Raw genomic sequence first — 12,414 nt, 5'->3', positions numbered from 1 at the left:
ATGGCCACGCTCGAGTCCCGCCCGTCCGCCGCGATCAGCGGCGGCGGTGTGTCCAGCCGCCCCGGAACGCCTGACGCGCCGCGCACTGCGATCATCGACATCGGCTCCAATTCGATCCGCCTGGTCGTCTATCAGGGGCCGGAGCGGCTGCCCGCGACGCTGTTCAACGAAAAGGTCATGGCGGGCCTTGGCCGCGGCCTCGCCGAGACGGGGGCAATCGCCGAATCGGGGCTCACTGTCGCGAGCGACGCGCTCGCACGCTTCGCCGCCGTCGCGCGCGAAATGGAGGTGACGCAGCTGCGCACCGTCGCCACCGCCGCGGTACGCGATGCTTCGAACGGCGCTGTGCTGCTCGACACCGCCCGCGCGCTCGGGCTCGACGTCGAACTGCTCACCGGCGAGCAGGAAGCGACCGGCGCCGGCTACGGCGTGCTTTCGGCGATCCCGCTTGCCGACGGCATCGTCGGCGATCTCGGCGGCGGCAGCCTCGAACTGATCCGCATCCGGAACGGGACGGTCGGCGAGCGCGTCTCCTTCCCGCTCGGTGTCTTGCGGATCGGCGCGATCCGCGATCGCGGCGTCGGCGCGCTCCAGCGCGAGGTCGCGCGGGCGCTCGAAGCCGCGGGCTGGACCGGCAAGGGCGCCGGCCTGCCGCTTTATCTCGTCGGCGGATCGTGGCGCGCGCTGGCGCGGCTCGACATGCACCTCAACAGCTATCCGCTGCCGGTGATCCACGAATATGCGATGTCGGTCGATGCGATCGCGCGGATGGGCCGCACCATCGCGCACGTCAACAAGGGCTGGCTGCGCGCGATCCCCGGCCTCTCTGCCGGCCGCGCCGCGACGCTCGGCGACGCCACCGCTCTGCTCGTCGTGCTGCTCAAGCATCTCCACAGCGAAACCACCGTCGTGTCCGCTTTCGGCCTGCGCGAGGGTCTGCTCTACGGCGCGCTCGCCCCGAGCGTGCGCGCACAGGATCCGCTGATCGTCGCCGCGCGCGACGAGGGCCGCCGTCATGGCCGCTTCGCCGAACATGGTGACCTGCTCGACCGCTGGATCGCGCCACTGTTCGCGCGCGACGCGCCCGACATGGTGCGGCTGCGGCTCGCGGCGTGTCTGCTCGCCGATGTCGGCTGGCGCGCCAACCCAGAGTTTCGTGCCGAACGCGGCGTCGAGGTAGCGCTGCACGGCAATTGGGTGGCGATCGACGCGCGCGGTCGCGCCCTGATCGCGCAGGCGTTGCACACCAGCCTTGGCGGAGGCACGAACACGCCCGCGCCGCTCGCGGTGCTCGCCAGCGCGGTCGACCTCAAGCGTGCGGTGCAGTGGGGGCTGGCGATGCGGCTCGGGCAGCGGATGAGCGGCGGCCTCGCCGGCCCGTTGCAACGCTCCGCGCTCGCCGACGACGGCGCGATCCTCACGCTCAGCGTCGCAGCGGCCGATCATGCGCTCTACAGCGAGACGGTCGAGCGTCGCCATGCCGCCTTGGCAACCGCGCTCGGTCGCAAGGCTGCAATCGTCGGATAGTCGGCGCGCAGCGGTCCTCCCCCGGCTTGACACTCCGCCGCTTGGCCATACTCTTGGTATTACGACGGTTCGCCGGGTGGCGCTCCGCAGTCTCGGTCCGAAGGCGACGTGCGCGGTGGGGTGTCGAATGGTGCAACGTGCAGGGTTCCGGATCGCAGCCTGTCTGCTGGTCGGCGGGCTGGCCCCGTTTCCCGCGCAGGCCGATCTCGGCGGCGACGTCGCCGCAGTACGCGCCGATAGCGTACGGATGCGGGCCCGCCTCGCATCGGTCGACAGGGGCGCCTACGCCCGCCACGATCTGACGCGCGATACTGGCGGAACGGTACGCGAGTTCACCAACGCCCGCGGTCAGGTCTTCGCGGTCAGCTGGTCCGGTCCGGGCAAGCCCGATCTGCGCGCGCTGCTCGGGCGGCATTTCGCCGCACTCCAGGGGAGCACGGGGCCCACCGCTGCCGTCGGTCATCGGATCCTCGGCCTGCGCCGCCCGGCGATCGTCGCCGAGCCCGACCTGCAAATCCAGACCGGCGGCCATATGGGCTGGTTCTACGGCGCCGCGCTGATCCCGTCGCTCGCCCCCAGCGGTTTCGACCGCACGACGCTTACGGTTCAACCGTGAGGCGTATCGCCGCGCTGATCGGCCTGCTCGCCGCGGCCACCCTCGCCGGTTGCAGCGGTGGCGGCTCCAGCAGCGCGCCGGCCGTCGTGGCGGTCCCGTCCGGCACGACGGGGTCCCCGACCGCGACCGCCACGTCCACGCCTGCGCCCGCGGTGCTCACCAATGTCGCGGCGGTCACGTTCGACGCCGGGCCGGCGGCGCTCGCCGTCGGCAGCAAGGGCTACACCGCCTTCAACCAGCCCTTCGTGACCGTGACGCTCTGCGCGCCGGGATCAGCGAGCAACTGCCAGACAATCGATCATATCATCCTCGATACCGGGTCGGTCGGCCTGCGGGTAATCCAATCGGCGCTCACGCCGAGCCTACTCGCCGCCCTGCCGACGGCAACCGCGAGCACGGGCAATCCGGTCGGCGAATGCTATCAATACGTCAATTCCTACGTCTTCGGATCGGTCCGCAGCGCCGATTTCGCGATCGCGGGCGAGCGCGTTGCCGCCATGCCGTTCCAGGTGATCGGCGATACCGGCCGCTTCGCCACGGTTCCGTCGGGCTGCTCGTCGGGCGGCGGCTCGGGTGTCGTGACGGTGCAGGATTTCGGCGCCAACGGCGTCATCGGCATCGGCAGCACGGCGACCGATTGCGGCACCTTCTGCGCCGGCGCGGGTGGATCGGCAGCGGCGATCTATTACGATTGTCCAGTTGGCGGATGCGGCAGCATTATCGCGCGTGCGCCGAACGAGACCGCCCCGTTCGAACAATTGCCCAATCCGGTCGCCGCCTTCGCCACCAACAATAATGGGACGATCATCACCTTGCCAGCGGTGCCGCAACGCGGCGTCGCCACGCTTACCGGCACGGTCACTTTCGGGATCGGGACGCAAACGAACAATTTGCTTTCTGCCACGTCGATCGTTCCGTTGACGACCTCGACCAGCCGGCTCGGGCCGGGCCTGCTCACCGCGACCTACAATGGCAAAACGCTACCGCAGAGCTTCATCGACAGTGGCAGTACGCACTATTTCTTCCTCGATGCGGCGATCACCGCCTGCACGCGCACCAACTTCACCGCTTTTTATTGTCCCGCTTCGCCGCTCCTCCTGTCGCCAACGGTGACCGGGACCAGCGGCGCGAGCGCGAGTGCCGCCTTCACACTCTACAGCCCGCTCGACGTCGCGGGTTCGTCGAGCGCGGCGCCGGGGCTCGGGGTCAACCCGACCCTCGTCACGCCGCCGCTCGCGTCGTCGAACAGCTTCGATTTCGGCGCGCCCTTCTACTTCGGGCGCAGCGTCTACACCGCGATCGAGGGGCGGACGGCGGGTGGTCGGCCGGGGCCTTTCGTCGCCTTCTAGACCGCGGCGTCCTCGGTCCGCGTCATCTTGAGCTTGCCGTTGACGACGGCGAAGGCAAGCCGCCCCTCGACCAGGTCGAGCGCATCGCGCCCGAACTGATCGTAGCGCCAGCCCTCGAGGATCGAGAGCCCCTCGCGTTGCCCACCGGCGAGCGCGTCGATGTCGTCGCCCCGCGCCAGCAGCCGCGCCGCGACGTCGATTTCCTTTGAGCGGATCTTGAGCAGCAGCTTGAGCAGATCGGCGACGAGCGCGCCGTCCTTGCCCATCCCGGGCTTGCGATCGTCGCGCGACGGCAGCTCGTCGGCCGACATCGGCACGGCATGCTCGAGCGCCGCCATCAACCGCGCGCCGATGTCGTTCTGCGCCCAGGTGGCCGACAGCCCGCGCACCTTGGCGAGATCGGCCTGCCGCTTGGGCGCATGCCCCGCAAGATCGGCGATCGTCTCGTCCTTGACGATCCGCCCGCGCGGCAGATCCTTGCCCCGTGCCTCGATCTCGCGCCAGCGCGCCAGCGCCTTGAGGCGACCGAGCACCTCGGGCTTGCGGCTCGGCACCTTGATCCGGCGCCAGGCTTCCTCGGGGTCGTTGGCGTAATTCTTGGGGTCGCCGAGCCGCTCCATCTCCTGGTCGAGCCACGCACCACGCCCGGTCTTGCGCAGCCGTTCGAGCATCTTGGGGAAGATCTTGGCGAGATGCGTCACATCGCCGATCGCATATTCGATCTGACGCGCGTCGAGCGGGCGGCGGCTCCAGTCGGTGAAGCGCGCGCCCTTGTCGACGGTGATGCCGAGATAGGCGTCGACAAGGTTGGAGTAACCGATCTGCTCGCCCTGGCCGAGCGCCATCGCTGCGACCTGCGTGTCGAACAGCGGGTGCGGCGTCGTGCCGGTCAGGTTGTAGACGATCTCGAGATCCTGCCCGCCGGCGTGGAAGACCTTCAGCACGTCCTCATTGTTGACCATCAGCTGGAGCAGCGGGCTCATGTCGAGCCCCTGCGCCAGCGGGTCGATCGCCGCCGCCTCATGCTCGTCGGCGATCTGGATCAGGCACAGTTCGGGCCAGAAGGTGTTCTCGCGCATGAACTCGGTGTCGACGCAGACGAAGTCGGATTGGGACAAACGCGCGCACAAATTGGCGAGGGTGGCACTGTCGGTGATGAGCGGATGGATATGCATCCCAATCCCATAGCGAGGGTAGAGCGCCTTGACAAAGGTGGGTGAGGGAGGGAAGCGCATCGACCATATTCGCCGTCGCCCCGGCGGAGGCCGGGGCCGCTGCGTTGTCACGCGTTGCGCTCCGATACACAGCGGCCTCGGCCTTCGCCGGGGCGACGAACATGAGAAGATCTATGCACGCTTATCGCACCCATACTTGCGCCCAGCTCCGCGCTTCGGACGTCGGCACATCGGTCAAGCTCTCGGGCTGGATCCACCGCAAGCGCGACCACGGCAACCTGCTGTTCGTCGATCTGCGCGATCATTACGGCATTACCCAGATCGTCACCGACAGCGACAGCCCGGCACATGGCGTGCTCGACAAGCTGCGCGCCGAGTCGGTCGTGACGATCACCGGCGACGTCGTCGCGCGCTCGGCCGAGACGGTGAACGCCAATCTGCCGTCGGGTGAGATCGAGATCCGCGCGCGCGACGTCGTGGTCCAGTCGGTCGCGCACGAGTTGCCGATGCCGGTGTTCGGCGAGGCCGAATACCCTGAGGAAATCCGACTCAAGTATCGCTATCTCGATCTGCGTCGCGAGCGGCTCCACGCCAACGTCCTGCTGCGCTCGAACGTCATTTCGTCGCTGCGCCAGCGGATGATCGGGCAGGGGTTCACCGAATTCCAGACGCCGATCCTCACCGCCTCCTCGCCAGAAGGCGCGCGCGATTATCTCGTCCCGAGCCGCGTTCATCCCGGCAAGTTCTACGCGCTCCCGCAGGCACCGCAGATGTTCAAGCAGCTGCTGATGGTCGCCGGTTTCGATCGCTATTTCCAGATCGCGCCGTGCTTCCGCGACGAGGATGCGCGTGCCGATCGTTCGCCGGGCGAATTCTACCAGCTCGATTTCGAGATGAGCTACGTCACGCAGGACGACGTCTTCGCCGCGATCGAGCCCGTGCTGCACGGCGTGTTCGAGGAATTCGCCAACTGGCAGGGCAAGGGCCGCACCGTCTCGGCGCTGCCGTTCAAGCGCATCCCGTACCGCGAATCGATGCTGAAATATGGCAACGACAAGCCCGACCTGCGCAACCCGCTGATCATCACCGACGTGTCCGAGCACTTCAAGGGCTCGGGCTTCGGCCGCTTCGCCTCGATGGTCGAGGGCGGCGACGTCGTCCGCGCGATCGCGGCGCCCAACACGCACGAGAAGAGCCGCAAGTTCTTCGACGAGATGAACAGCTGGGCGCAGAGCGAGGGCTTCCCGGGCCTCGGCTATGCGACGCAGAAGGACGGCGTGTTCGGCGGCCCGATCGCCAACAACCACGGCCAGGACGGGATGAAGGCTATCGCCGAAGCGCTCGACCTGGGGCCCAACGACGGCCTCTTCTTCGCGGCCGGCAAGGCGGCGCAGGCGGCGAAGCTCGCCGGCCTCGCGCGCACGCGCGTTGCCGACCAGCTCGGCCTGATCGACGACAAGCGCTTCGAATTCTGCTGGATCGTCGATTTCCCGATGTTCGAATATGACGAGGACGCCAAGAAGGTCGATTTCAGCCACAACCCCTTCTCGATGCCGCAGGGCGAGATGGAAGCACTCGAGACGATGGACCCGCTCGATATCCTCGCTTTCCAGTACGATATCGTCTGCAACGGCATCGAGCTGTCCTCTGGCGCGATCCGCAACCATCGCCCCGAGATCATGTACAAGGCGTTCGAGATCGCCGGCTACACCCAGGCCGATGTCGACACCAACTTCGCCGGCATGATCAACGCCTTCAAGTTCGGCGCGCCGCCGCACGGCGGTTCGGCGCCGGGCGTCGACCGGATCGTCATGTTGCTGGCGGACGAACCCAACATCCGTGAGGTCATCACCTTCCCGATGACGCAGAAGGCCGAGGATCTGATGATGGGCGCGCCCAACTTCGCGACGCCCAAGCAGCTGAAGGAACTGAACCTGCGCTCGACCGCCGACGCCGTGAAGCTAGCATAAGCTCCAGCGCCCGCTTGCTCGCGAGGGTGGCCCTAAAACTCCCCTCCCGCTTGCGGGAGGGGCTGGGGGAGGGCATGTCATGAGGATGCCAGCTTTTCCCCCATTCCCTCCCCTAACCCCTCCCGCAAGCGGGAGGGGGATTTGACGATCGAACTCTCCGACTACGAATCGGGCAAGTCCTACGACGGCGATTACGACGCGGCGCTGAAAAAGCTGCAGAAGCGCCTGTCGCAGATCCAGGTGGCTCACATCGTCCACCGCAAGCGCGCGATCGTCCTGCTCGAAGGCTGGGATGCGGCGGGCAAGGGCGGGATCATCCAGCGACTGTGCGCCAATTGGGATCCGCGCAATTTCGAGGTGTGGCCGATCAAGGCGCCGACGCAGGACGAGCTCGACCGCCATTTCCTGTGGCGATTCTGGCAGAAGCTGCCGGCCTGCGGCGATATCGCGGTGTTCGATCGCAGCTGGTACGGCCGCGTGCTGGTCGAACGCGTCGAAGGCTATGCCAAGGACGCCGAGTGGAAACGCGGCTATGACGAGATCAACGAGTTCGAGGCGCAGCAGGCCGATTCGGGCACGACGATCATCAAACTGTTCGTCCATGTCTCGACCAAGGAGCAGGACAAGCGGCTCGAAGACCGGCTCGACCATCCGTGGAAGCGCTGGAAGACCGGCGCCGACGATTATCGCAACCGTGCCAAGCGCCCCGAATATCTCGAGGCGATGCACGACATGTTCAAACGCACCGACACGCGCTGGGCGCCTTGGGTGGTGATCGACGGCAATGACAAGAAGGCCGGGCGGATCGCGGCGTTGACCGCGATCGCCGAGCGACTCGAGGCGCATGTCGACATGACGCCGCCCGCGCTCGATCCCGAGATCGAGGCGATCGCCCGCAAGGCGCTGGACGGCTGAGGCCCAGCGCCCGGCGGGTCAGACCCAGAGCAACACGATCGGTACGATCGCGCCTGCAATCAGCAGCAGCACCGACGTGCGCCGCATCGTGCGGATCGAGAGCGCGATCACCATGCCGGTGATCGTCGAGAGCGCCAGCGCGATCGACAGCAGGACGACGAAGATCTTGAGCGGGAGCGGGGAGGGGCGCTTCGGCCCCGCCTGGCGGGTCTCGGCGCGCGGCTTGGTCACGCTGCCCTCGGCCTGCGGCTTTTCCGCCCGGGGCGGCCGCGGCGGGGCCTGATCCTTGTGCACCGCCGCCAGCCAGACGATCCAGTTCGGCGGGGTGCCACCGTAGCCGCGGGCCTCCTGCAGCCGGAAGGTCTGCAGCGCGCCGCTGACCGAGAAGAGCAGGATCATCGGCGCGAAGAACAGCCCGAGATAATGATGATAGCGGCGCAGCGTCCGGAGCGTGTTGGGTCTCATGCCGCCTTGCTAGGCCACCGCAACGAATCGGGCAATCGACCTGTCAGGCCGGCGCGAATGCGCCCGTGTCGTCCATCACGTGCAGCACGCCGTCGGCGATCGCGAAATAGGCGCCGCGCAACCGCAGCGTTCCCGCCGCCTCGGCGTCGCGGATGTTGGGGAAACTGCGCAGGTTGGCGAGGCTGACGCGGACCGTCTCGAGTTCCATCTCGCGAATCGCGGCGGGCCCGGTACCATGCTCGGCGACAATCCGGTCGCGCGCGCCATCGAGCATGTCGATCCAGTGCGCGATGAAGCCGCCTTCGCCCGGCGCCTTGCCCTCGAATGCGCGCGTCAGCGCGGCGTGGACACCACCGCACGAGCCGTGGCCCATCACCACGATCTCATCCACTTCGAGCTGGTTGACCGCGAATTCGAGCGCCGCCGAGACGCCGTGGCGCGACCCGTCGAGCTCGAACGGCGGCACCAGATTGGCGACATTGCGCACCACAAAGATCTCGCCGGGCGAGGTATCGAACACCTGCGCCGGATCGACTCGGCTGTCCGAGCAGGCGATCACCATGACCTTGGGGCTCTGGCCTTCCGACAATTCGGCCCACCGCTCGCGCTGGCGCTCGTATCCGGTGGTGCGGAAGCGGCGATAGCCGCCAAGGAGGTCGGTGAAATCGGTCATGAGCGCGCTTTAGCGAAGGACAGGAGGGGGTGGCAAGCCGCGACCGCAGTCGCTATCTGCACCCCATGAACGAGATGTCCCCGCTCGCCCGCCCGCCCCGCGAACGCAAGCCCGACTGGCTGCGGGTGAAGGCGCCCACCTCGGCCGGCTTCGCCGCGACCCGCGAACTGATGCGCTCGAAAAGCCTGACGACGGTGTGCGAGGAAGCGGCTTGCCCAAACATCGGTGAATGCTGGAGCAAGAAGCACGCGACGGTGATGATCCTTGGCGACACCTGCACGCGCGCCTGCGCCTTCTGCAACGTGAAGACGGGCATGCCACGCGCGGTCGACACGCTCGAGCCGCAGAACGTTGCCGATGCGGCGGCGCAGATGGGGTTGCAGCACATCGTCGTCACCTCGGTCGATCGCGACGATCTGCCCGACGGCGGGGCCTCGCAATTCGTCAAGGTGATCCAGGCGTTGCGCGCCACGACGCCGCACACGACGATCGAAATCCTTACTCCGGATTTCCGCAACAAGGCGCAGGCCGCCGTTGAGTCGATTATCGAGGCTGGCCCCGATGTCTACAACCACAACCTCGAGACCGTCCCGCGGCTCTATACGACGATCCGTCCCGGCGCGCGCTACTATGCCTCGCTGCGGCTGCTCGAGAGCGTCAAGCGCCACAACCCGCGGATCTTCACCAAGTCGGGCGTGATGCTCGGGCTCGGCGAGGAGCGGCTCGAGGTCCATCAGGTGATGGACGACATGCGCTCGGCCGAAATCGATTTCCTGACGATGGGGCAATATCTCCAGCCGACCCCGCGGCACGCCAAGGTGCTCGATTTCGTCACCCCCGCCGCCTTCGACGCCTATGCCGCGATCGCTCGCGCGAAAGGCTTCCTGCTCGTCGCGAGCTCGCCGCTGACGCGGTCGAGCTATCATGCCGGTGACGACTTTGCCCGCCTGCGCGCCGCGCGGGAGGCCAAGCTTACCGTCCGCTGATGCCGCGCCATTCCGAAACGCGGCGACTGCCCTATAGCCCCGAGCAGATGTTCGATCTGGTCGCCGATGTCGGCCGCTATGCCGAGTTCCTGCCGTGGGTGTCGGCGATCCGCGTCCGGTCGAACAGCGCGACCGAGCTGACCGCCGACATGATCGTCGGCTTCAAGGGCCTGCGCGAGACCTTCACGTCGAAGGTCGACAAGGAACGACCCAATCGCATCCATGTCGAATATCTCGACGGGCCGCTCAAATATCTGCGCAACGACTGGGTGTTCCGCCCCGACGGCACCGGCTGCGCGGTCGACTTCACCGTCGACTTCGCCTTCAAGAACCGCGTGTTCGAGATGCTCGCAGGGCAGGTGTTCGGCACCGCGCTGCGCAAGATGATCGGCGCGTTCGAGGAACGCGCCGCGGTGCTCTACGCGTCGCCCGCAGGCGGCAGCAGCAGTTCGAGCGCACACAGCGCCGCCTGAAGCCGCACGCCGCCGCGACCGAGGTCGCCGAAATCCTTGCGATCGGCGACGACATGGCCGGGATCGGCACCGCGCTCGGCGCGTGCGAATACGACCGTGCCGACCGGCTTCCGCTCGGTCCCGCCGCCTGGCCCCGCGACGCCGGTGATCGCCACGGCGATGTCGGCGCCGGTCGCCTCGAGTGCACCCTGCGCCATGCTCCATGCCGTTGCCACCGACACCGCGCCGAAGGTCTCGAGCACGTCGGCGCTGACGTTGAGCATTTCGAGCTTGGCGTCGTTCGAATAGGTCACGAAGCCGCTCTCGAACATATCGGACGAGCCCGGAATTTCGGTGAGCGCGGCGGCGACTAGGCCCCCGGTGCAGCTCTCGGCCAGCGTCACGCGGCGCCCGGCGGCGAGATTGGCGGCGACGACCTTGCGCGCCGCCTCGACCAGTTCGTCGGGCAGGATCGAATCGATCTTATTCATGGGTCGGGCAGATCGAGAAGGGCGCGCGCGTCTTGGTGCGGTCGGTGCCGAGCTGGAACAGTTCGACCACCAGCGCCGCGGTGTTGGCGACGGGCAGGGGGGCGAGCAGCCCGGTGATGCGGTCGATCCGCGGGCAATCACGCGGCTTGATGTCCTTGGCGATCAACGGACCCATGATCGTCGTCAGCAGCGGCCGCAGCACGTCGGGGTTCATGTCCTTGAACTGTTCGCCGCCGAGCTTGCCGATCGCAGGCTTTGCAGCGATCCAGGCGGCGTCGCCATTGCCGCGGTAGCGCGCGACCAGCGCTGGCAGGCCGCCGCGCAGCGTCGCCGCGGGCGGAAGTGCTGTCGCGCAGGTCTTGCCGACGGCGTCGAGCACGTCGGGGAGCACGAGCACGACGAGCGACTGCCCCTCTTGCTCGGTCAGGCATGGCAGGTCGGCGGGCGCCGCCTGCGCGGCAACCGTCGCGGTCGCCCCGATCCAGAGTGCCGCGAGTGTCGTCAGCCGCCTCATTTCTTGCCCCCTGGAACCCGAACCGTCGCCGCCGCCTGCGCCGCAATGCCTTCGCCGCGCCCGGTGAAGCCGAGCCGCTCGGTCGTCGTCGCCTTGATGCTGACCTGATCCGTGTCGAGCTGCAAGAGGTCTGCGATCCGATCGCGCATCGCGGCGCGGTGCGGGCCGATCTTGGGCTCCTCGCACATCAAGGTCAGGTCGACGAAATCGATGATCCCGCCGCGCTCGGTGATGAGCGAGGCGGCATGTTGCAGGAACTGCGCCGAATCGGCCCCGCGCCATTGTGGGTCGCTCGGCGGGAAGTGCGTGCCGATGTCCCCCGCCGCAATCGTGCCGAGCAGCGCATCGGTGATCGCGTGGAGCGCGACATCGGCGTCGCTATGCCCCGACAGGCCCTTGTCGTGCGGAATGCGCACACCGCCGAGCCAGAGTTCCTCGCCGACTTCGAGCCGGTGGACGTCGAAGCCGGTCGCCATGCGCGTGCGCATCGTGGTGGCGAGACGGTCCTCGGCGGCGGCGAAATCGGCGGGGTGGGTGATCTTTTCGAGCATGGGGTCTCCTGCGACCAAGGCGACGCTGCCCCCGGCGGCCCGCACCATCTGGGCGTCGTCGGTCGGTTCGTCGCCGGTCCAGCCGCGATGTGCGGCGAGGGCGGTTTGAAAGAGGAAGGCTTGCGGCGTCTGGATGCGATGCAGCGAGTCGCGCGGGACTGTCTCACCGAGCGCGGCATCACCCTTGGCGAGCGTGTCGGCTACGGGGAGGGCGGGGACGGCGCCGTCATGCTCGTCGAGCGCGACAAGCAGGCGGTCGATGACGGCGTTGCTGAGGAACGGACGGGCGGCGTCGTGGACCAGGACGCGCGCCACCCCATCCGTCGCCCCGGCGGAGGCCGGGGCCGCTGCGTGGCTCGCGCCGTCCGCTGAAACGGGGCGACCCCGGCCTTCGCCGGGGCGACGATCGAGCGCTTCCAGGCCGGCGAGTACCGAGAGCCGACGCGTCGCGCCGCCGATGACATACTCCACCTCGCCTACAGCCGCGCGCAACGCCGCTTCCTGCCCGGCGCCAATCACCACGATCACCCGCTCGATCGCCGGATGCGCCGACAACGCGGCATAAGAATGCGCCAGCACGGCCTTGCCGCCAAGCGGCGCATATTGCTTGGGGATAGCACTGCCCGAGCGCACGCCGGTGCCGGCGGCGACGATCAACGCAGCGGTGCGGGGGTTCGTCATGCGATGAGCGCCTAGCCCAAGCCGGGGCGACCCGCCAGCCCAGCCGCAC

Annotated in this window: 13 protein-coding genes; 7 read left to right on the top strand and 6 right to left on the bottom strand. The window is 67.9% G+C overall.

The genetic code is table 11. From position 1 onward, the window contains the following. From U1872_RS03135 to U1872_RS03125, 3 genes are all read left to right on the top strand, one after another. Positions 1–1,527 carry a Ppx/GppA phosphatase family protein gene (locus U1872_RS03135; RefSeq protein WP_332791400.1) on the top strand — a complete coding sequence of 509 codons (1,527 nt, stop codon included), beginning with the start codon at positions 1–3 and terminating at the stop codon, positions 1,525–1,527. 127 nt (positions 1,528–1,654) lie between these two features. After that, a complete protein-coding gene (locus tag U1872_RS03130) occupies positions 1,655–2,143 on the top strand; it encodes a DUF2844 domain-containing protein (RefSeq protein WP_332791399.1) in 489 nt (162 codons plus the stop codon). Further along, positions 2,140–3,492 carry a DUF3443 family protein gene (locus U1872_RS03125; RefSeq protein WP_332791398.1) on the top strand — a complete coding sequence of 451 codons (1,353 nt, stop codon included), beginning with the start codon at positions 2,140–2,142 and terminating at the stop codon, positions 3,490–3,492. The genes U1872_RS03130 and U1872_RS03125 overlap by 4 nt, the downstream gene beginning before the upstream one ends. Here the strand turns inward: U1872_RS03125 and rnd are convergent. Beyond that, positions 3,489–4,667: a ribonuclease D gene (gene rnd, locus U1872_RS03120; RefSeq protein WP_332791397.1), complete on the bottom strand. Its 1,179-nt coding sequence runs from the start codon at positions 4,665–4,667 to the stop codon at positions 3,489–3,491. The genes U1872_RS03125 and rnd overlap by 4 nt on opposite strands. 173 nt (positions 4,668–4,840) lie before the next feature. Here rnd and aspS point away from each other — a divergent pair, with 173 nt between their 5' ends. Beyond that, positions 4,841–6,637 carry an aspartate--tRNA ligase gene (gene aspS, locus U1872_RS03115; RefSeq protein ID WP_332791396.1) on the top strand — a complete coding sequence of 599 codons (1,797 nt, stop codon included), beginning with the start codon at positions 4,841–4,843 and terminating at the stop codon, positions 6,635–6,637. Positions 6,638–6,778: 141 nt separating this feature from the next. Beyond that, the gene (locus U1872_RS03110) at positions 6,779–7,552 is read left to right on the top strand and encodes a polyphosphate kinase 2 family protein (protein WP_332791395.1); all 774 of its coding nucleotides are present in this window, start codon (positions 6,779–6,781) and stop codon (positions 7,550–7,552) included. Between the two features lie 18 nt (positions 7,553–7,570). Here the strand turns inward: U1872_RS03110 and U1872_RS03105 are convergent, their stop codons facing one another. Together U1872_RS03105 and U1872_RS03100 are read right to left on the bottom strand one after the other, a co-directional pair. Further along, positions 7,571–8,017 carry a hypothetical protein gene (locus U1872_RS03105; protein WP_332791394.1) on the bottom strand — a complete coding sequence of 149 codons (447 nt, stop codon included), beginning with the start codon at positions 8,015–8,017 and terminating at the stop codon, positions 7,571–7,573. Between the two features lie 43 nt (positions 8,018–8,060). Continuing rightward, positions 8,061–8,690: a carbonic anhydrase gene (locus U1872_RS03100; protein ID WP_332791393.1), complete on the bottom strand. Its 630-nt coding sequence runs from the start codon at positions 8,688–8,690 to the stop codon at positions 8,061–8,063. Between the two features lie 65 nt (positions 8,691–8,755). Here U1872_RS03100 and lipA point away from each other — a divergent pair, with 65 nt between their 5' ends. After that, on the top strand, positions 8,756–9,676 hold the full coding sequence (lipA, locus tag U1872_RS03095; RefSeq protein WP_332791814.1) for a lipoyl synthase: 921 nt from the start codon (positions 8,756–8,758) through the stop codon (positions 9,674–9,676). After that, positions 9,676–10,149 carry a type II toxin-antitoxin system RatA family toxin gene (locus U1872_RS03090; protein ID WP_332791392.1) on the top strand — a complete coding sequence of 158 codons (474 nt, stop codon included), beginning with the start codon at positions 9,676–9,678 and terminating at the stop codon, positions 10,147–10,149. Before lipA ends, U1872_RS03090 begins: the two co-directional genes overlap by 1 nt. Here the strand turns inward: U1872_RS03090 and U1872_RS03085 are convergent. The 3 genes from U1872_RS03085 to ispF are packed head-to-tail and all read right to left on the bottom strand — an operon-like array spanning position 10,095 to position 12,365. Further along, complete coding sequence (locus U1872_RS03085) at positions 10,095–10,619, bottom strand: CinA family protein (RefSeq protein ID WP_332791391.1); 525 nt, start codon at positions 10,617–10,619, stop codon at positions 10,095–10,097. The genes U1872_RS03090 and U1872_RS03085 overlap by 55 nt on opposite strands. Next, a complete protein-coding gene (locus U1872_RS03080) occupies positions 10,612–11,133 on the bottom strand; it encodes a hypothetical protein (RefSeq protein WP_332791390.1) in 522 nt (173 codons plus the stop codon). Before U1872_RS03080 ends, U1872_RS03085 begins: the two co-directional genes overlap by 8 nt. Continuing rightward, the gene (ispF, locus tag U1872_RS03075; protein ID WP_332791389.1) at positions 11,130–12,365 is read right to left on the bottom strand and encodes a 2-C-methyl-D-erythritol 2,4-cyclodiphosphate synthase; all 1,236 of its coding nucleotides are present in this window, start codon (positions 12,363–12,365) and stop codon (positions 11,130–11,132) included. Before ispF ends, U1872_RS03080 begins: the two co-directional genes overlap by 4 nt. Between the last annotated feature and the right edge of the window lie 49 nt (positions 12,366–12,414).

The organism is Parasphingomonas frigoris (assembly GCF_036663815.1).
In the GTDB taxonomy this organism is placed as follows: Bacteria; Pseudomonadota; Alphaproteobacteria; order Sphingomonadales; family Sphingomonadaceae; genus Sphingomonas.
Note: the sequence above shows the minus strand (reverse complement) of the source record. Positions and strands in the feature narration are given on the sequence as shown.